The following is an 18,750-nucleotide window of genomic DNA, read 5'->3' as shown; positions in this document are numbered from 1 at the left end:
GGCGGCCGTGACGGCGGAGCAGCACACGTACGCGGCGGCGGGTGTCTCGCTCGCGACGGCCGACGCCGTCGTCAAGCGCCTGCACGACGCGGTCGACTCGACGCGGACGCCCGGCGTCGTCGGCTCCTTCGGTGCCTTCGCCGGGCTCTTCGCCCTCGACGAGCGCCGGCTGCTCGCGGCGTCGACCGACTCCGTCGGCTCGAAGCTCGTGCTCGGCAGGCGGGCCGGGCGGCTTCGGTGGTGCGGGATGGACCTCGCCGCACACGGTGTCAACGACGTGCTCACGACCGGCGCGGAGCCGCTGTTCTTCCTCGACTACGTGGCGGCGAACGTGATCGAGCCGGGACAGGTCGCCGAGCTCGTCGAGGGGGCGGCCGAGGTCTGCCGGGCGGCGGGGTGCGCGATCCTCGGCGGCGAGACCGCCGAGCTGCCCGGCATCTACCGCGAGCAGGAGATCGACTTCTGCGGCACCGTCGTCGGGCTCGTCGAGCGCGACCGGCTGATCGACGGCTCCCGGGTCGCGGCCGGCGACGTCGTCCTCGGGCTCGCGTCGGCCGGCATCCACGCGAACGGCTTCTCGCTCGTCCGGCGCATCGTCGGCGACGGGCCGTTCGACGCGGATCTGCTGCTGCCGCCCACCGTCTGCTACCTGGAGCCCGTCCGCGAGCTCCGCGGACGGGCCGACGTCCGCGCCCTCGCGCACGTCACCGGCGGCGGGATCGCCGGCAACCTCTCCCGGGTGCTCCCGAACGGGCTGGGCGCGGTCGTCGACCCGCGCGCCTGGGAGCGCCCCGCCGTCTTCGAGTGGCTCGCCGCGAACGGCGTGCCGGAGGACGAGCTGCGGCGGGTGTTCAACCTCGGGATCGGCTACTGCGCGGTCGTCCCGGCGGCAGACGTCACGGACGGCGACCTCGTGATCGGGCACGTCGCGGACGACGTCGACGGCGTGACCTGGGCATACCCGTGATCGGCGTGCTCGTGTCGGGAGCCGGCTCGAACCTGCAGGCGCTCCTCGACGCCGGCCTGCCCGTCGGCGCCGTGGCGTCGAACGTCCCCGGCGCGCCGGCGCTCGACCGCGCCGCGACGGCGGGCGTCCCCACCGGGGTGTTCGCGCTCGAGGCGTACCCGAGCCGCGAGGCGCGGGACGTGGCGATGGCGGACTGGCTCGAGGCGCGCGGCGCGACGCTCGTCGTCTGCGCCGGGTACATGCACCTGCTCACGCCGGCGTTCCTGGAGCGCTTTCCGGACCGCGTCGTCAACGTCCACCCGGCGCTGCTCCCGGCCTTCCCGGGAGCGCACGCCGTCCGGGACGCGCTCGAGGCAGGGGTGTCCGAGACGGGTGCCACCGTTCACCTCGTGGACGAAGGCGTGGACACCGGGCGCGCGCTGCGACGGGAGACGGTGCCGGTGCTCCCGGGCGACACCGTCGACACGCTCCATGCGCGCATCCGCGAGGTCGAGCACCGCATCCTGCCCGAGGTCGTCGGCGAGCTCTGTGACGCATGACCGTCCGCCGCGCCCTGCTCTCGACGTACGACAAGCGTGGGCTTCCGGAGTTCGCCGGCGGGCTCGTGTCCTGCGGGGTGGAGCTGCTCGCGAGCGGCGGCACCGCCGGGGTGATGCGCGAGGCGGGGCTTCCGGTGACACCGCTCGAGGAGCTCACGGGCTTCTCCGAGATGCTCGGCCACCGGGTCGTCACGCTGCACCCGGCGGTTCACGGCGGGATCCTCGCGCGACGCGACGTGCCGGACGATCTCGCCGACCTCGAACGGCACGGGATCGAGCCGATCGACCTCGTCTGCGTCAATCTCTACCCGTTTCAGGAGACCGTCTCCCGCCCGGGCGTCACCTGGCAGGAGGCGGTCGAGCAGATCGACGTCGGCGGCCCGGCGATGCTCCGGGCGGCGGCCAAGAACCACGCCCACGTCGTCCCCGTCTGCCGGCCCGACGACTACGGGACCGTGCTCGACGAGCTGCGCGCGAGCGGTGCCGTCACGGAGGAGACGAGGCGGGCCCTGGCGCTGAGGGCGTTCGCCGCCACCGCCGCGTACGACGCCGCGGTCGCCGCGTGGCTCTCCGGTGACGACCCGGTGCCCGAGGTCCTCGTCCCCGCCTACGAGCGCGCGGCGACGCTCGCGTACGGCGAGAACCCGCACCAGCGTGCGGCCTACTACGTCGAGCGGGGATCGCGCACGCACCTCCTCTCCCGTGTCGATCAGGTGCAGGGGAAGCCGCTCTCGTTCAACAACCTCAACGACCTGTCGGCGGCGCGTGAGCTCGTCCGTGAGCTCGACGGGCCTGCGTGCGTGATCGTCAAGCACGCGAACCCGTGCGGGGTCGCCGTCGCCCGCACGGCCGAGGACGCGTACCGGAAGGCCCTCGCCGCCGATCCCGTCTCCGCGTACGGCGGCGTCGTCGTGCTCGACACGGCGGTCAGCGCGGCGCTCGGCGAGATGCTCGCCGACCAGTTCGTCGAGGTGCTCCTCGCCCCCGGGTACGACGAGCAGGCGATCGAGGCGCTCTCCCGGAAGCAGTCGACGCGGGTGCTCAACGACCTCGAGCGGCGGCGCCTGGACGTGTCCCCGCGCGACCTGCGGAGGGTCGTCGGCGGGCTGCTCGTGCAGGACCGCGACCTGGGGCCCGACCCGCGCGACGAGATGACGGTCGTCTGCGGGGAGGTGGACGACGACACCTGGCGTGACCTGCTGTTCGCGTGGACGGTCGTGAAGCACGTCACCTCGAACGCGATCGTGCTCGCCGCGGGCGGAACGACGATCGGGGTCGGCGCCGGGCAGATGAGTCGCGTGGACGCCGTGCGGATCGCGCTCGACAAGGCGAGGGAGCACGGCCACGACCCCGCGGGCGCCGTGCTCGCGTCCGACGCCTTCTTCCCGTTCGCGGACGGGCCGTCGCTCGCCCTCGACGCCGGGGTGACCGCGATCGTGCAACCCGGCGGCTCGAAGCGGGACGACGAGGTCGTCGCCGCGGTGCGCGATGCCGGGGCGGCGATGGTGTTCACCCACCGTCGCCATTTCCGGCACTGATCGGGTCGGCACCGCAGCCCCGGATCACCGTGCGGCGCGTGGCCCCCTCCGTCCGCGGAGGCGACGTCCCTCGGTCGAGTGACGCAGAACATCCCTGCATTCCGATACATTTCGTGACTCCTGACAGCCGGAGGCCGCCCTCCACCCCTTCCGCGGCCTCGACCGTCCCGACACGTGTCCCGCCTCGCTCTCGTCTCCCTGCCCGTCATCGCGCTCGTCGTCACGGCCGTGGCGCTCGGCGTGCGTGCAGCGGCGTCCTCCGCCGAGGAGGCGTCGGTCGTCTCCTTCCGCGTGCAGCGTTCGTGGCCGCTCGAGGTTCCGGTGCGCCCGCCGAAGCAGGTCGACCTCGGCGAGCGCGCCGCCGAGCTCGCGCCACGCTGGCTCGGCACGCCGTACCGGTACTCGGGCACCGGCCCGTCGGGCTTCGACTGCTCCGGGTTCACGCGCTTCGTCTACGCGGAGCTCGGGGTCGACCTCCCGCACAACGCGGCCGCACAGTTCGGGGTCGGTCGGGCGATCCCGCTCGCGCGGCTCCGCCGCGGTGACCTGCTCTTCTTCGAAGGCCTCGGCCACGTGGGCATGTACGTCGGCCGCGGGCGGATGATCCACGCGCCGCAGACCGGGGGGCACGTCGAGATCGTGCGGCTGGCCGACCACTACCGCGCGCGGCTCGTCGGCGCCCGGCGTCCGGTCGTCAGCTGAGCGCTCAGACGGGGGACGTGGCGCCGCTCGCGGGGCCCAGGTGGTCCAGCCCGGCGTCTCCGGCCTCCGACTCGATCCCTTCCTCGACGTTGAGGATGTAGGAGAAGCGCGTGCGCGCGTCCTCGAGGGTGACGCGGCGTCCGGCCTCGATCTCGCGGCGGAGGTCGAGCAGCAGTCGCGCGACCTCCGGGCGTCCGCTCAGCTCCGTCTCGACGCGGACGAGCGCGCACCCGCTCTCCCAGAACGCACAGCCCTCGCCGGGACAGCGCTCGGCGTGTCCCTCGGCCACGAGCTCGAGCGTGCAGAGAGGATGGTGCTCCTCGTCGCGGTGCACGGCCCGACCCTTGCACGCCCTCCGTGGAAATGCCATCGGGCGCGGCGCGGATTGCGGTTGCGGGGATTCCACGATGCGGCAGCGGACGGCCGACGAGCGAGAATGCATCGATGGGCCCGCTCGACCTCGCCGTGCGGCGGCACGTCTACGGGGTGATCGTCGCGACCGGCCGGGCGCCGACCGTCGGCGAGGCGGCCCGGGCCCTCGGTCGCGGCACCGCCGAGGTGGAAGCCGCCTACCGGCGCCTCGACGCGGCGCACGCATTGGTGCTCGCCCCCGGGACGACCGAGATCTGGATCGCGAACCCGTTCTGCTTCGCGCCCACCCCGCATCGCGTCACGGCGGTCGGCCGTGAGTGGGTCGGGACGTGCTGCTGGGACGCCCTCGGCATCCCCGGCGCCTTCCATGCCAACGGCATCGTGGACACGTCGTGCGCCTGTTGCGGCGAGCTCCTGCGCCTCGAGGTCGTCGACGGGACGCTGGCGCAAGGTGGCGACCTCCTCGCACACATCCTCGTGCCCGCCCGCCACTGGTGGGACGACATCGCGTTCACGTGAAGCACGATGGTCTTCCTCCGGTCGGAGGAGCACCTGGGTCGGTGGCTCGGGGAGAACGGCTACGAGCCCGGCGCCACGCTCGCGGCGCCGGTGCTGAACGAGCTCGCGCGGCGCTGGTGGTGGACGCGCCTCGACCCCGACTGGCGCCCGCGACCGGTGAGCGAGTCGCAGGCGATCCTCGCGGGGCTCGGGCTCACCGGCCCGTTTTGGGACCTCGCCCCCGCCGGGTAGGCTTCGGCGCCACGTGGCTCACGAGTACCCCACCGTCCTGGAGCTCGTCGGGAATACCCCGATCGTCCGTCTCGCCTCGTTCGGGAGCGAGACCGGCGCCACGCTCCTCGCGAAGCTGGAGTTCCTCAACCCGGGAGGCTCGAACAAGGACCGGATCGGGCTCGCGATGATCGAGGCGGCGGAGCGCGATGGCCTCCTGCGGCCGGGCGGCACGATCGTCGAGCCGACGTCGGGCAACACGGGCGTGGGGCTGGCGATCGCCGCGGCGCAGAAGAGGTACCGCTGCATCTTCGTGATGCCCGACAAGATGAGCCAGGAGAAGATCGCGACGCTCCGCGCCTACGGCGCCGAGGTCGTGATCACGCCGACCGCCGTCGACCACGACTCGCCCGAGAGCTACTACTCCGTCTCCGACCGGCTCGCAGAGGAGATCCCGGGCGGCTTCAAGCCCGATCAGTACTCGAATCTCGCCAACCCGGACGCCCACTACCGCACCACCGGCCCCGAGCTCTGGGAGCAGACCGGGGGAGGGGACGTCGACGCAGTCGTGATCTCCGTCGGCACCGGCGGCTCGATCACCGGCGTCGGCCGGTACTTCAAGGAACACGGGTCACGGGCGGTGATCGTGGGCGCCGATCCGGAGGGGTCGGTGTTCACGGCGGACGACGACCACCCGCTGCACCCCTACCTCGTGGAGGGAATCGGGAAGGACACCTGGCCGCAGACGCTCGACCGTGACGTCGTCGACGAGTGGATCCGCGTCTCCGACCGGGACTCGTTCGTGACCGCCCGCCGACTCGCCCGCGAGGAGGGGCTGCTCGTCGGCGGCTCGTGCGGCTCGACGGCGTGGGCGGCGCTCCAGGTCGCGCATCGGCTGGGTCCCGGCAGCCGCATCGTGATGACGTTCCCGGACGGGGGCCGGTCGTACCTCTCGAAGTTCTACGACGACAACTGGATGATCCAGTACGGCTTCCTCGAGCGCCGCACGCCGGCGCCGACGGTGGAAGCGGTGCTGCGCCACAAGCGCGAGCCGGGTCACGACCTCCCCGAGCTCGTCGTCGTCGATGCGCACAGCAAGGTCGGCGCCGCGATCGACCTCATGCAGCAGTACGGCATCTCGCAGCTCCCGGTGGTGCGCAGCGACCCCGCGGGCTCCTTCGCCGACGTGATCGGCTCGCTGCGCGAGCGCGCACTGCTCGACCGCGTGTTCAAGAACCCGGACGCGCTCAACGAGGACGTGGCGGTCGCGATGCAGCCGCCGCTCGCGGCCGTGGACGTCAGCGCCTCGCTCGACGACGTCTTCGCCGACCTCTCGGGGCCGAGCGCGGCGGTGGTGGTCGGGGTCGCCGGCCGTCCGACCGCGATCCTCACCCGCGCCGACCTGCTCGAGTTCCTCGCCCACCAGCGGACGCGCGTCGACGGCTGAGCCCTCGCGCCCGGGGCTCCGGGCGCCCCTCAGCGGGCCCGCACGGGCGCGGGAGCGGGCGCAGGTCGGGCCGCGGCCCGGCCCTCGTGGCGCACCGTGACGACGACCGCGCCGACGATCAGCACCGAGCCGACGATCACGGTCGCCGACGGACGTTCCCCGAGCAGCAGCGCGCCGAGCGCGACCGCGACGACCGGGTTGACGTACTGGTGCGTGACGACCTGGGAGATCGGGGCGTTCCCGAGCAGCCAGACGTAGGCGCTGAAGCCGATCACGGAGCCGGCGACCGCGAGGTACAGCCAGGCGGCGACGGGCCCCGGCTGGAGCGCCCCGTCGCCGAGCTCTCGCCACTCCCCGAGCGCCGTGCCGACGACGACGAGCACGGCGCCGCCGCCGATCATCTGGTAGGTCGTCGACACGAAGGGATCCGTCGGCAGCCGGAGACGTCGGGCGACGAACGAGCCGCGCGACCAGCAGAGCGACGCGACCACCATCACGAGGAGGCCGATCGCCGCCGAGCGGCCGTCGAAGCCGCCCGGGACGACGATGAGCACCAGCCCCGCGAGCCCGACGGCCGCGGCGACGACCGTCTGCCGCGCGACGCGGTCGCGGGCGAGCGTCCGCCACAGGACGATCTGCAGGGGCACGGAGCCCGCGATCATCGCGGCGACGCTCGAGTCGATCCGCGTCTCCGCCACGTGCACCATGCCGACCCCGGCGGCGAGCAGCAGCACGCCGAGCGCCGCCGCCGTCGTCGCCTCGCTCCGCGGAACGCGCAGTCCGCGCCCCAGGGCTGCGAGCACCGCCGCGAGGAGCGCGGCCGCGACGAGGAACCGCGTGCCGGCGGTGAGCACCGGCGGCAGCGTCCGCACGGCGAGCTTGATCGCGAGGTACGTCGAGCCCCAGACGACGTACACGGTGCCGAGGGCGACCCAGAGCCTCGTCGACGACGGGCGCATGCTCAGGGAACGCCGGGGCGGCGGATCGCGTGAGGTGCTCGCACCGAGGCCGCCTCGCCGCTCAGACGAACGTCCGCGTGCGGTTGACGAAGCTGACGGAGTGGCCGAGCTCGTTGACGGCCGCGAGCTCCGGCTCGCCGAGCGCGCCGATCCGGAGCAGCAGGTCGAGCTCGTCACGCAGGTGCGTCCGCATCATCTCGGGGCCGTCGGTCGCGATCGTGAATGCGACCTCGTGCTCGAGGAAGCGCCGGATCGTGTCGCGGATCGCGCCCTCGTCCGGCAGGGCCTTCGTCAGCAGGTTCGAGGTCGGACAGATCTCGAGCACGACGCCCGCCTCGTGCAGGAGCGTCATCAGCTCCGCGTCCTCGGCGGCGAGGATCCCGTGACCGATCCGGTCCGGGCGGAGGTGCTCGACGACCTCCCCGATCTCCTCGCGCCCGTGGACGCCACCCTCCTCGCCGACGTGGATCGTGATCCCGAGGCCGGCCTCGCGCGCAGTCTCGACCATCGGCGCGACCTGCGTGTAGTCGTACCGGAGCCCGCCGGGGCGCGGCCCCGCGATGTCGACGCCGACGATGCCGCGTGCCGCCCAGCGGATCGCCTTCTCCACGATCACCTCGTTCTGACGGTGGTCGAACGTCCTGTCCATCATCAGGATCAGGCCGGCCCGCACCTGCGGGTACTCCAGGCGGGCCCGGTCGAGCCCGCGGACTGCGGCGAGGATGATGTGGTCGAGGTCGCGCTCACCGCCGCGGTTCCGCTTCATCGGGTTGAAGCGCAGCTCGAGCGTCGTGATCCCCTGTGAGCGGTAGGCGCCGCCGATCGCGCCGTGCACCGACCGCTCGACGGCGAGCGGGGACGACTGGATCAGCTCGACCCAGTGGTAGATCGCGTCGAGCGCGTCGAGGTTCTCGACGCCGCGCGGGTCGCTGACCGTGACGAGCGCGTCGAAGGCCCAGTAGTCCTTGACGGGGAGCGCGATCCCCTGCTCGTGCGCGAGGCTCCAGAGGATGTCGGAGGCGACCGACCCGCCGAGGTGGGTGTGGAGCTCGGCGAGCCCGTTCGGCGCGTCCGTCACGCGCCGAGTCTACTCCCAGCGGCGCGAGAGGCGGAACGCCGCGTTGATCAGGCCCACGTGGCTGTACGTCTGCGGGAAGTTGCCCGTCTGCTCGTACGTCTCCGGAAGGATGTCCTCGCTGTAGAGCCCGAGCCCGTTGTGCAGCGTGAGCAGGTGGTCGAAGAGCGCGCGCCCCTCCTCGTGCCGCCCGAGCAGCGCGAGGGCCTCGGCGAGCCAGAACGAGCAGACGGTGAACGCCGCGACGGGGCGACCGAAGTCGTCCGGCGCCCGGTACCGCTGGAGGAGGTCGCCGTTGATGCGGAGCTGCTCGCGGATCGTGTCGACGTGCCGTTCCGCCCGCGGGTCGTCGGCCTCGAGGAACCCGAGCTGCACCGCGAGCAGCATCGCCGCGTCGAGGTGTGGCTCGTCCGCGGCCTGCGTCAGGGCGCCGAGCTCGTCGTCCCAGAACCGCCCGTCGAGGATACTCCCGGCTCGCTGCTGCAGCGCTCCCGCCCGCGCCTCGAGCGCTGCGTCTCCGAGCACCGAGGCCACCTCCGCCGCGCGCTGCGCGCCCGCCCAGTGCGCGAGCACCGTGAACCCGTGCAGCTTGCGCATGCCGCGGAGCTCCCACGGGCCCGCGTCGGGGTCCTCGAGGCGGACCTCGATCTGCTCGAGCAGCTGGCTGACGAGGTCGAGTGCCGTGCTCGGCGGCACCTCGCCGGCGAATCGTGCGTCGAGGAAGAGCCGGCTGACGGCGAGGATCATCTCGCCGTAGACGTCGTTCTGCACGTGCTCGAACGCCTGGTTGCCGACGCGCACCGGCTTCTCGCCCCGGTAGCCCGCGAGGGCCTCGATCTCCCGCTCCGGTGCCCGGTCGCCGCCCGAGATCGTGTAGACGGGCTGCAGTATCCCTGCGCTCTCCTCGCCGAGGTTCCGGAGGTAGACGAGGAACCGCTCCATCTCGTCGTTCGATCCGAGCCGCTCGAGTGCGTTCAGCGTGAAGTACGCGTCGCGGAGCCAGCAGTAGCGGTAGTCCCACGTCCGTCCCGACCCGGGGTGCTCGGGCAGGCTCGTCGTCGTCGCCGCGAGGAGCGCCCCGGTGTCCTCGTACTGGTGGAGCTTCAGCACGAGCGCCGACCTGATCACCTCACGCTGGTAGTCGCGCGGGGTGCGCGTCCCCTTCACCCACTGGCGCCAGTAGTCGACGGTGCGCTCGAGGAACCGCTCGGCCGTCTCCTCGAGCCCGGCCTCGAGCGGCTCGCCCCAGGTCAGCACGACGTGGTGGTCGCGCTCGAGGAGGAACGGCCGCTCCTCCTCGAGGTAGCTGAGCGGCACGTTCGTCGTCAGACGGACCGGGGCGGGGAGGTCGGTGTACTCGATGTGGTTGCTCGCGCGCCAGGACCGGGTCTCCACCGCCCCGTAGTCGTAGACCGGCCGGCAGCGGATCCGCACCCGGGGCTCACCGTCGACGCGACGGAGGATGCGGACGAGCATCAACGGCTTGTAGTGGCGTCCGTACTGGGCGAAGCGCGGCGCGAAGTCGATCAGCTCGAAGCTGCCCCCGGGCCCCGTGAACGTCGTCCGGAGGACGTTCGTGTTCTCGAGGTACTCCTGGGTGATCTCCTCGGCGCCGACCCCCTCGACGACGAAGGCGCCTCCCCGCTGCCGGTCGAGGAGCGCCCCGAACACGAAGCTCGAGTCGGGGCGCGGCCAGCACAGCCACTCGACCGAGCCGCGATCGAGCAGCGCGGCGTAGGAGCAGTTCCCGATGATGCCGAGTCCGTTGGCCATTCGATGTGACTAGAGTCGTACGTGACGCCGTTCGACACGGGGAGGTGCAATCCCGCATGACGGTGGCAAGAAATCGGCCGCGCCCGCCCGGCAAGGTCGTGGTGGTCTCGAACCGGCTTCCCGTCCGGCTCGTGCCCGGCGCGCGCCGGATCACGTTCGAGCCGAGCGCCGGGGGGCTCGTCAGCGCCCTCTCCGCCGTCGAGGGCCTGGAGGGGTGGGTCGGTTGGCCGGGGGGCCCCGTCTCCCGCGCCCAGAGGCGGCGTGTCACGGAGTCGCTGGCGAAGGACGGCCTCCATCCCGTGTTCCTCGACGAGGACGAGGTCGAGGGCTTCTACGGCCGCATCTGCAACGACACCCTGTGGCCGCTCTTCCACTACTTCGTCGACCGCCTCCGCATCACCGAGGAGGCGTGGGAGCACTACGTCACCGTGAACCGTCGCTTCGCCGAGGCCGCACTCGCGATCGCGAGCGACGGATCGAGGGTCTGGGTGCACGACTTCCACCTGATGCTCGTGCCGGCGATGCTGCGAGCCGAGCGCCCGGACCTCGCGGTCGGGTTCTTCCTCCACACCCCCTTCCCCTCGAGCGAGGTCTACCGGCTCCTCCCCGCGCGCGAGCAGGTGCTGCGGGGGCTGCTCGGCTCGGACTACCTCGGCTTCCAGACGGCGGACGACGCGCGGCACTTCCGCTCCGCCTGTCTCCGGATCCTCGGCCTCGACTCCGCACCCGACGCTCTCGAGGTGGACGGGCGCACCGTCGGCATCGGGATCGACCCGATCGGGATCGACACGGCCGCGTTCCGTGCCGCGGCGAAGGACCCCGCGACGGCGGAGACCCTGGCCGAGCTCGAGAAGCGGTACGAGGGGCAGACGCTCGTGCTCGGGGTCGAGCGGCTCGACTACACGAAGGGCGTGCTCCAGAAGCTCCGGGCGTTCGAGCGGTACCTCGAGGTCGACCCGGAGCGCGCACGGACGACGACGATGCTCCAGGTGCTCGTCCCGTCGCGCCTCGAGAGCCCCGAGGTGCAGGCGCAGCTCGACGAGATCGAGCGGCTCGTGACCGCGATCAACGGGCGTTTCGGACGGCCCGGGATCACGCCGGTCGAGTACATCCATCGCAGCATCTCCCGGGCCGAGCTCGTCGCCTCGTACCGCCGTGCAGACGTGATGGTCGTCGCCTCGCTGCGCGACGGGATGAACCTCGTCGCACAGGAGTTCGCGTACTGCCAGAGCGTTCCCGGCCCGCCCCGGCGCTGGAACGGCGTGCTGCTCCTCAGCGAGCTCGCCGGCGCAGCGCACGTCCTGCCGGGTGCGGTGCTCGTGAACCCGTGGCACGTCGGCGACATCGCGGAGCGGCTCGCGGAGGCCGCCGCACTCGGCCGCGCCGAGCGGAAGACCCGCCTCGAGACGATGGCGGCCCGGATCGCGCAGCTCGACACGCGTCGGTGGGCGGCCACGTTCCTGTCCCGGCTCGACGCCTCCGCCCGGCGGCGGCGGCGTGCGCGCGTCGCGACGCCGCTCTCCGAGGCGTCGCGCCGGCGGCTCCTGAAGCGCTTCGTCCGGGCGCGGCGGCGGACGATCCTGCTCGACTACGACGGCACCCTCCGCGAGCTCGTCTCGCACCCGGAGCTCGCGGCGCCGACGCCGGAGATCCTCGACCTCCTCGGCGAGCTCGCGGCGCTTCCCGAGACGGAGGTGCACCTCGTCAGCGGCCGTGACCGCAAGTCGCTCGAGCACTGGTTCGGCGCGCTCCCGCTGTGGCTGTGCGCCGAGCACGGGTTCGTCGAGCGCGCGCCCGGGCAGCCGTGGCGGCAACTGCTCGACGTCGACCTCGCATGGCTCCCGCGCATGGAGCGGGTGCTGCGGCGCGTCGCCTCGGAGGTGCCGGGGACGTTCGTCGAGCGCAAGGCCTGCGCGGTCGCCTGGCACTACCGCCAGGCGGAGCCGGAGTACGGCGCCTGGCGCGCGAAGGAGCTGCTGCTGATGATCGAGCAGCTCCTCCCCGGGGTCCCGGCCGAGATCCTGCTCGGGCACCGGGTCGTCGAGGTGAGGGCGAACGGCGTCAACAAGGGCGTCTACGTCGGGCGCCTGTTCCCCCACGGGCGCCAGCGCGGGCACGCGATCCTCGCCATCGGCGACGACCGCACCGACCAGGAGATGTACGCGGCGCTCCCTCCCGGAGCGTCGAGCCTGCACGTCGGCACGGGCCATCCGCTGGGGCCGGTCCGCCACCAGCACCAGCTGCCCGACCCGGAGAGCGCCCGTGCGCTGCTCCGTGAGATCGTGGACGCGGTCACGTCGGCGTCGTAGGCGGGAGCGCCCCGGCGACGACCGCGCGCAGCGCCGGGATCCAGCCCGGATCGACCGTGTGCGGGACGGGCGTCTCCGACCAGCTGACCTCGGCGCCTCCCGCCTCGAGGACGTCTCGCGCCTCGCGGCCGAACGCCACCGGGATCACCGGGTCGAGGGAGCCGTGAGCGATCGCGACGGGGACGCCGCCGAGACGCGACGGGTCGAGCGGCCAGCCCTCGACCCGGGGGAGGAACCCCGAGAGCGCGATCACCGCTGCGGGTCGAGGCCGACCCGGTCCGAGCGTCAGCGCCCACGACATCACCGCGCCCTGGGAGAACCCGCCGAGGACGACCCGCTCGAACGGGACCGGCAGCTCGGCGAGGAGCGCGTCGAGCGCCGGGATCGAGGCATGGAACGTCGCGGCGTCCGGCGTCGGGATGCCGGCGAGCCGGTACCAGTGGCGTCCGCCCGGCGGGAGGCTGAGCGGCGCTCCCGGGGTGATCCCGACCAGCCGTCGCTCGGGGTCGAGCAGGTCGAGCAGCGGGAAGAGATCGTGCTCGTCCGCGCCGCGACCGTGGAGCAGGACGAGCGCCCCCTCCGGGTCCCCGGCGGCGGGCCGGACGCGCCGGACGAGCGGCGTCAACGGCTCCACGCGGCGCGGGGGTTCTCGATCGGCGTCAGCACCGCCTCCACCTGTGGGCGCAGGCGCTCGAACGCCGGCGGCAGGATGAGCGCCTCGCCGAGGTGCGCGGGGTCCTCGTCCACGGCGAAGCCGGGGCCGAGGGTCGCCAGCTCGAACAGCACGCCGCTGGGCTCGCGGAAGTACACCGAACGGAACCAGAAGCGGTCGATCACCGGGGTCGGCCGGCCGCCGGCAGCGGCCACCCGCTCGCGCCACGCCTCGTGCGCCTCCATCGTGGAGGACCAGGCGACGTGGTGGACGGTTCCGGCGCCGGGCACCCCCGGGCCGGAGGCCGGCGGCGCATCGAATGCGTAGAGCCCGCCGCGCGCGGTGCCGCGGACGTCCCAGGACGCCGGGCCGGCCGGTGCGAATCCGAGTGCCCCTTCGAGCAGTGGACGACTCCGCTCGGGATCGTCGGCGAACGCGCGCACGCCGTCGAAGCCCTGCAGCGCGACGTCGGCCGGGATCTCGGGGTGGGAGGCGACGAGCGGTCGATCGTCCGTCTCCACGACCGCGAGCTCGAGCCCGAGGCCCTCCGGGTCGGCGAAGGCGAGCCGGTCGTCCCGGCGGCGTGTCGAGACCCCCGCCCCGGCCAGGCGCTGCTCCCAGAACGAGAGGGCCTCCGGCGACGGCACCCGCCAGGTCACCGTGTGCACCATCCCCGTGCCCGCGCGTCCGCGGCGGGCGCCGGGGTACTCGAAGAACGTGATGTCGCTCCCCGCGCTCCCCTCCTCGTCGGCGTAGAACAGGTGGTAGACGGTGGGGTCGTCCTGGTTGACGGTCTTCTTCACCAGTCGCAGGCCGAGCACGCGCGTGTAGAAGTCGACGTTCGAGCGGGCGTCGCCGGTGATGCACGTGACGTGGTGGATTCCCTCGAGGTGCATGGTCGTCCTGATCGCGGGGATAGTTGTAGACTCAACGATAGTCGAACGATGGCGTCGACCGAGGCCTCCAAGCTGTCGCGTGAGGAGCTCGCCGCGTGGCGCGGCCTCCTCCGGGCACACGCGCACCTCGTCCGCGAGCTCGACCACGAGCTGGAGGTCGAGCACGGGCTGCCGCTCCGCGCCTACGAGGTGCTCCTGTACCTCCGGGACGCGCCGGAGAGCCGTCTCCGCATGTCGGAGCTCGCCGCGTCGGTGCTGCTCAGCCAGAGCGGCCTGACGCGCCTCGTCGATCGTCTCGAGCGCGAGGGCCTCGTGCGACGGGTGCGGTGCGAAGAGGATCGACGAGGCCAGTGGGCGATGCTCACGGACGCGGGGCGGGACGCGTTCGACGCCGCCCGCGCGACGCATCTCGCGGGCGTGCGGGCGCTGTTCCTCGAGCGGCTCGACGACGGCGACCTCGCCGCGCTCGCGCGGTGCTGGGCCGCGATCGTGCCCGGCGCCGTCGCATGAGCCCGGCCCGGGCGACGCATCGCCTCACCCCGACCGAATAGGCTCCCGGCGTGAAGGTCGGCATCGTCGTGCCCTTTTCGTGGTCGTTCTGGGGGGCGGTCGTCGAGCACGCCGAGCTCCAGGCGGAGGCGCTCGCTGCCCGTGGGCACGACGTCAGGCTGGTGATGGCGAACGACCCGCCGGGCCAGTTCACCCGCGCCCTCCACCCGCGCGTCGGACGGCACGGTGATCCGCCTCCGTGGGTGATCCCGGTGGGCCGTTCGGTGATCGTGCCGGCGAACGGGTCGCTCCCGAACATCTCGCTCAGCCCGCGCGCGTTCTTCCGCGTCCGCCGGGTGTTCGAGCGCGAGCGCTTCGACGTGCTCCACCTGCACGAGCCGATGACGCCCGCGATCTGCGTCTCGGCGCTCACGCTCGCGACCTGCCCGATCGTCGCGACGCACCATGCGTCCGGCGATCTCGGGTGGATGCGCCTCGGCATGCCGATCTGGGGCTTCCTGATGGACCGCGTCGACCGCCGGATCGCCGTCTCGGAGCAGGCGCGCGCCTCGGCGGCGCGGTGGCTCCGCGGGGAGTTCGAGGTGATCCCGAACGGGGTGCTCCTCCCCGAGCGGGTGGATCCCGGCGAGCGGACGCACACCGTCACCTTCGCCGGCCGCCACGAGCCGCGGAAGGGCCTGCACGTGCTGCTGCGCGCGTGGCCCGAGGTCCACCGGCGCACCGGGGCGCGACTGCAGATCGCCGGTGCCGACCCGCTCGCGGTGCAGCTCCTGCTCGCACGCCTGCGGGTCCCCGCCGACGGCGTCGACGTCCTCGGCTTCCTCAGCCAGGAGGACCTGACGTCGACGCTCTCGACCACGAAGGCGCTCGTCGCGCCGTCGCTCGGCGGCGAGAGCTTCGGGATGGTGCTCACCCGGGCGTTCGCGTGCGCGACGCCCGTCGTCGCCTCCGACATCCCCGGATACCGCGACGTCGTCACGCCGGAGACCGCCGTGCCGGTGGCGCCCGGCGACCCGGGCGCGCTCGCCGATGCGCTCGAGTCGGTGCTCGCCGACGAGCCCCGTCGCGCCGCGATGGGCGCTGCCGCGCGGGAGCTCGCGGTCGAGCGGTACGCGTGGTCCGACGTCGCCCGCCGCCTGGAGGCGGTGTACGAGAGCGTGCTCGGGACAGCCCAGGAGGCCGCCGCCGCGTGAACCGGCTGCGTGTCCTGGCACGGAACCCCTGGGCGCGCGGCGTGCTCGTCCTCCTGGTCCTCGCCGCGGCGCTGCTCGCCCTCTGGTGGCGGGGCCCGAACTGGGACGACGTCTACCACGCGTTCGACTTCGTCGCCTGGCGGTGGATCGTCGCCGGGCTCGCGCTCAACCTCGTCTCCGTGCTCGCCCGGGCGATCTCCTGGAAGCTCACGATCGGGCAGGCGCTCCCCGACCCGCAGCCGCCGTTCGGCCGCGTCTTCTCCGCCTTCGGCATCGGGCTGCTCGGGAACGCGGTGCTCCCCGCCCGCGCCGGCGAGCTCGCGCGCGTGGCGGTGCTGCGCCGGCACGTGGAGGCCGGGCCCGGTTCGAGCGCGACGCTCCTCGGCACGGTCTTCGCCCATCGGCTCTTCGACCTCTTCCCGGTCGCGCTCCTCGTCGCCTTCGTGCTCGTCACGGCGAAGATCCCGCACTGGGCGGTGACGAGCCTCGTCATCCTCGGGCTCGTCGGCCTCGCGCTCCTCGCGCTCGCCATGCTCTCCGCCCGTCGAGGAGGCTCGCATCGATCCCAGGCGACCGGCACCGTCCGGCGGCTGCTCGGGATGGCGCGGCAGGGCCTGGCCGTGATGCGCGCGCCGCTGGCGGCGGCGGCCGCGATCTTCTTCCAGACCGTCGGCTGGCTGCTCCAGCTGCTCGCCGTGTGGGTCGTGACGATGGCGTTCGACATGGACGTCCCGTTGCACGCGGCCGGGGTCGTGCTGCTGCTCATGAACGTCGCGACGATCTTCCCGCTGTGGCCGGGCAACGTCGGACTGCTGCAGGCCGCGGTGGCGCTCCCGCTCGTGTCGTACGGGGTCGCCTACGGCACCGGGTTCGCGTACGGGCTCGTGCTGCAGGCGATCGAGATGTCGGTCGGCGTCGGCGTCGGGCTCGTGATGCTCGCCCACGAGGGCCTCTCGTTCGCCTCGCTGAAGGCGATGGAGGAGTCCGAGGAGGAGGCGGAGGACGCGATTCTCGCCGAGATGGCGCGCGACGACGAGCGGTCGCGCGAGCAGGTGGGCGCCGGCCGCTCCTAGAGGCCGCGTGATCGTGGATCGGCGGTGTCAGATCGGCGGGAGGCCGCTCTCGAGGCGGCCGAGACGCGCCGCCACGACCTCGTCCGCCGCCGCGCGGGCGGGCTCGTGCCCGGTGACGGCGGCGAGGAACTCCCCGCCCTCGAGCGCCTGCAGGACGACGTCGGTCGCCGCGGTGACCGTCGCCGTGCGCGGGACCTCGTGGAGGAGGGCGATCTCGCCGAAGGACTCGCCGGGGCCGAAGCGCCGGCCCTCGATCTCGACCTCCCCCTGCGAGATGACGTAGAAGCGGTCGCCGGGCTCCCCGATCGTGATCACCGCGCTCCCCGCCGGGCGCCGCACCTCGACGAGCGCGGCGGCGAGGTGCTCGAGCACCGGTTCCGGGAGCGGCGCGAAGATCGAGACGCCGCGGAGCAGTTCCGTGTGCTCGGGCGCCGCGCGCGTGCGGTCGATGCGTCGCAGGACGCCGACCGTGAGGAGCGTCAGGGTCGGGAGCAGCGCCCCGGCGACCACGAGCGTCGCCTCCTCCCCGACGAGTTCGATCAGGAGGGGCGTGAGCAGCGCACCGAGGCCGATCGCGCCGAGCAGGACCCCCTCGAGCGTGCCCAGGACGCGACCGAGGACGTCGTTGGGGACGATGCGCTGCAGGATCGTGAGGGCGGTCACGTCGACCATCGCGTTGCCGACGCCCAGCACCGCGAACGCGACGATCGCGACGGGCACCTCCGTCGCGACGCCGAGGACGACGAGCGGGAGCCCGAACAGCACGAGGCCGACGGCGAAGTCCGCCGCCAGCTTTCCGCGCGTCGCGAGGACGAGTGCGACGAAGCCGCCGACGATGCCTCCGACGCCGATCATCGCGTTCAGGTAGCCGACACCGGCTTCGCCCGCATCGAGCAGGTCGAGCGCGAGCACGACGACGAGCACGTTCATCGCCCCCGCGACCAGGGTCTGGGCGGCATACAGCCCGGAGACGGTCGCGATCGCGGGCGTGCGCACGATCGTCCCGGCGCCGGCGGTCATCTCCCGCAGGAAGCTCGGGTGACCTGCGGGGCGGTCCTCGGCGACGTCCGACGGGGTGCGCACGCCCAGCACGAGCAGCGCCGACCACACGAACGAGACGCCGTTGACCGCGAACACGACGTCCGTGCTCGTGACCGCGAGGAGGAGCCCGCCGAGGGCCGGGCCCGCGAACGAGGCGACGCTCTCGATCGTGCTCGCGGAGACGTTGGCGGCGGTGAGCTCGGACGGGTCGCGTGCGAGGCGAGGCAGCAGCGCGGACTGCGCAGGCCTGAACACGACGCCGATCACCGTCGCGGCGATTGCGACCGCATAGACGGACGCCGCCGGAGCGTCCGTCGCGATCAGCGCCGCGGCCAGGCCCATCAGGACGGCTCGGGCGAGGTCGGCCGTGATCATCACGCGCTTCCGCGAGAAGCGGTCGGCGATCGTCGCGAGGAGCGGGGCGAGCACCGCGGCGGGGATCAGGCGGAGCACCCAGACGAGGCCGACGGCCGCGGCGCCACCCTGGTCGTACGCGTAGACCGAGAGGGCGACGACGTACGACCAGTGCCCGATCACCGATCCGAGCCACGCGAGCTGGAGTCGGCGGAGGTCGGGGTTGCGGAACGAGCGCCCGAGTGCCGTGCCGGCCTCGACAGCGCGGCCGCGGAACCCGCTCATCGCCTGGGTTTCAGTAGCATCGGTTGCACAGGACACCACATTCGAGGGAAGATTTCACCTATTCGCCGCGTCATGTGCGAGAAGGCCCCGTTCCGGGGGGCGGCGAGAAAGGAGTGAGGAATGTCCGATCAGGAGCGCGAGCGGTTCGAGCAGGATCCCGAGAAGGTCGCTGACCGGGTCGCAGACCGGGTCGCCGAGGACTCAGCCGATTTCGAGGGTCATCGGATGGAGGAGAAGGTCGCGGACAAGGTCGCCGACAAGTGGGTCGACAAGGTCTCCGACGTCTGATTCGAGCCGTACCGAACGTCGTCGACGGGCGCCCCCCGGGCGCCCCTC

At 73.0% G+C, this 18,750-nt stretch carries 19 protein-coding genes; 12 read left to right on the top strand and 7 right to left on the bottom strand.

Annotated features, from left to right (window positions below; translation table 11 throughout):
* Window positions 1-7: 7 nt before the first annotated feature.
* From purM to AC162C_RS05980, 4 genes are all read left to right on the top strand, one after another.
* Window positions 8-967, top strand: coding sequence for a phosphoribosylformylglycinamidine cyclo-ligase (gene purM / locus AC162C_RS05995; RefSeq protein ID WP_484096754.1), 960 nt, complete (start codon window positions 8-10; stop codon window positions 965-967).
* Window positions 968-972: 5 nt separating this feature from the next.
* The gene (gene purN, locus AC162C_RS05990; RefSeq protein WP_484096753.1) at window positions 973-1,506 is read left to right on the top strand and encodes a phosphoribosylglycinamide formyltransferase; all 534 of its coding nucleotides are present in this window, start codon (window positions 973-975) and stop codon (window positions 1,504-1,506) included.
* The gene (gene purH / locus AC162C_RS05985) at window positions 1,503-3,044 is read left to right on the top strand and encodes a bifunctional phosphoribosylaminoimidazolecarboxamide formyltransferase/IMP cyclohydrolase (RefSeq protein WP_484096752.1); all 1,542 of its coding nucleotides are present in this window, start codon (window positions 1,503-1,505) and stop codon (window positions 3,042-3,044) included. Before purN ends, purH begins: the two co-directional genes overlap by 4 nt.
* Window positions 3,045-3,218: 174 nt before the next feature.
* Window positions 3,219-3,746, top strand: a complete 528-nt coding sequence (locus tag AC162C_RS05980) for a C40 family peptidase (protein ID WP_462973527.1) — start codon at window positions 3,219-3,221, stop codon at window positions 3,744-3,746.
* 4 nt (window positions 3,747-3,750) lie between these two features.
* Here the strand turns inward: AC162C_RS05980 and AC162C_RS05975 are convergent, their stop codons facing one another.
* Window positions 3,751-4,080 carry a hypothetical protein gene (locus tag AC162C_RS05975; RefSeq protein WP_462973526.1) on the bottom strand — a complete coding sequence of 110 codons (330 nt, stop codon included), beginning with the start codon at window positions 4,078-4,080 and terminating at the stop codon, window positions 3,751-3,753.
* Window positions 4,081-4,190: 110 nt separating this feature from the next.
* Here AC162C_RS05975 and merB point away from each other — a divergent pair, with 110 nt between their 5' ends.
* Genes merB through AC162C_RS05960 form a run of 3 tightly spaced genes read left to right on the top strand, consistent with a single transcriptional unit; the run spans window position 4,191 to window position 6,294 of the window.
* A complete protein-coding gene (gene merB, locus AC162C_RS05970; protein ID WP_484096751.1) occupies window positions 4,191-4,637 on the top strand; it encodes an organomercurial lyase in 447 nt (148 codons plus the stop codon).
* A gap of 6 nt (window positions 4,638-4,643) precedes the next feature.
* Complete coding sequence (locus tag AC162C_RS05965; protein WP_462973524.1) at window positions 4,644-4,868, top strand: hypothetical protein; 225 nt, start codon at window positions 4,644-4,646, stop codon at window positions 4,866-4,868.
* Between the two features lie 13 nt (window positions 4,869-4,881).
* Window positions 4,882-6,294 carry a cystathionine beta-synthase gene (locus AC162C_RS05960; protein WP_484096750.1) on the top strand — a complete coding sequence of 471 codons (1,413 nt, stop codon included), beginning with the start codon at window positions 4,882-4,884 and terminating at the stop codon, window positions 6,292-6,294.
* A gap of 29 nt (window positions 6,295-6,323) precedes the next feature.
* On the opposite strand, the gene AC162C_RS05955 is transcribed toward AC162C_RS05960, so the two are convergent.
* The 3 genes from AC162C_RS05955 to AC162C_RS05945 all read right to left on the bottom strand — a co-directional run bounded on the left by AC162C_RS05955 (window position 6,324) and on the right by AC162C_RS05945 (window position 10,101).
* Window positions 6,324-7,253 (bottom strand): EamA family transporter, encoded by a 930-nt coding sequence (locus AC162C_RS05955; RefSeq protein WP_484096749.1) that lies wholly within the window; start codon window positions 7,251-7,253, stop codon window positions 6,324-6,326.
* 61 nt (window positions 7,254-7,314) lie between these two features.
* Window positions 7,315-8,331 (bottom strand): adenosine deaminase family protein, encoded by a 1,017-nt coding sequence (locus AC162C_RS05950; protein ID WP_462973521.1) that lies wholly within the window; start codon window positions 8,329-8,331, stop codon window positions 7,315-7,317.
* A gap of 9 nt (window positions 8,332-8,340) precedes the next feature.
* Complete coding sequence (locus AC162C_RS05945; RefSeq protein ID WP_484096748.1) at window positions 8,341-10,101, bottom strand: glycoside hydrolase family 15 protein; 1,761 nt, start codon at window positions 10,099-10,101, stop codon at window positions 8,341-8,343.
* A gap of 56 nt (window positions 10,102-10,157) precedes the next feature.
* Here AC162C_RS05945 and AC162C_RS05940 point away from each other — a divergent pair, with 56 nt between their 5' ends.
* Window positions 10,158-12,410, top strand: coding sequence for a bifunctional alpha,alpha-trehalose-phosphate synthase (UDP-forming)/trehalose-phosphatase (locus AC162C_RS05940; protein ID WP_484096747.1), 2,253 nt, complete (start codon window positions 10,158-10,160; stop codon window positions 12,408-12,410).
* Here the strand turns inward: AC162C_RS05940 and AC162C_RS05935 are convergent.
* Both AC162C_RS05935 and AC162C_RS05930 read right to left on the bottom strand, forming a co-directional pair.
* Window positions 12,394-13,044 (bottom strand): alpha/beta hydrolase, encoded by a 651-nt coding sequence (locus AC162C_RS05935; RefSeq protein ID WP_484096746.1) that lies wholly within the window; start codon window positions 13,042-13,044, stop codon window positions 12,394-12,396. The two genes, AC162C_RS05940 and AC162C_RS05935, sit on opposite strands and share 17 nt — an antisense overlap.
* Window positions 13,032-13,958 carry a VOC family protein gene (locus AC162C_RS05930; RefSeq protein WP_484096745.1) on the bottom strand — a complete coding sequence of 309 codons (927 nt, stop codon included), beginning with the start codon at window positions 13,956-13,958 and terminating at the stop codon, window positions 13,032-13,034. Before AC162C_RS05930 ends, AC162C_RS05935 begins: the two co-directional genes overlap by 13 nt.
* A 48-nt stretch (window positions 13,959-14,006) precedes the next feature.
* On the opposite strand from AC162C_RS05930, the gene AC162C_RS05925 reads away from it, so the two are divergent.
* The 3 genes from AC162C_RS05925 to AC162C_RS05915 are packed head-to-tail and all read left to right on the top strand — an operon-like array spanning window position 14,007 to window position 16,734.
* Window positions 14,007-14,468, top strand: a complete 462-nt coding sequence (locus AC162C_RS05925; protein ID WP_484096744.1) for a MarR family winged helix-turn-helix transcriptional regulator — start codon at window positions 14,007-14,009, stop codon at window positions 14,466-14,468.
* Between the two features lie 50 nt (window positions 14,469-14,518).
* Window positions 14,519-15,661: a glycosyltransferase family 4 protein gene (locus tag AC162C_RS05920; protein WP_484096743.1), complete on the top strand. Its 1,143-nt coding sequence runs from the start codon at window positions 14,519-14,521 to the stop codon at window positions 15,659-15,661.
* Window positions 15,658-16,734 carry a lysylphosphatidylglycerol synthase transmembrane domain-containing protein gene (locus tag AC162C_RS05915; RefSeq protein WP_484096742.1) on the top strand — a complete coding sequence of 359 codons (1,077 nt, stop codon included), beginning with the start codon at window positions 15,658-15,660 and terminating at the stop codon, window positions 16,732-16,734. The genes AC162C_RS05920 and AC162C_RS05915 overlap by 4 nt, the downstream gene beginning before the upstream one ends.
* 27 nt (window positions 16,735-16,761) lie before the next feature.
* Here AC162C_RS05915 and AC162C_RS05910 read toward each other — a convergent pair whose 3' ends face one another.
* Window positions 16,762-18,414 (bottom strand): MFS transporter, encoded by a 1,653-nt coding sequence (locus tag AC162C_RS05910; protein ID WP_484096741.1) that lies wholly within the window; start codon window positions 18,412-18,414, stop codon window positions 16,762-16,764.
* Between the two features lie 120 nt (window positions 18,415-18,534).
* Between AC162C_RS05910 and AC162C_RS05905 the strand changes: the two genes are divergently transcribed.
* Window positions 18,535-18,702 carry a hypothetical protein gene (locus AC162C_RS05905; RefSeq protein WP_462975469.1) on the top strand — a complete coding sequence of 56 codons (168 nt, stop codon included), beginning with the start codon at window positions 18,535-18,537 and terminating at the stop codon, window positions 18,700-18,702.
* Window positions 18,703-18,750 lie beyond the last annotated feature (48 nt).

Source organism: Gaiella sp. (assembly GCF_057140465.1).
This window is presented reverse-complemented; position numbering and strand designations above follow the sequence as displayed.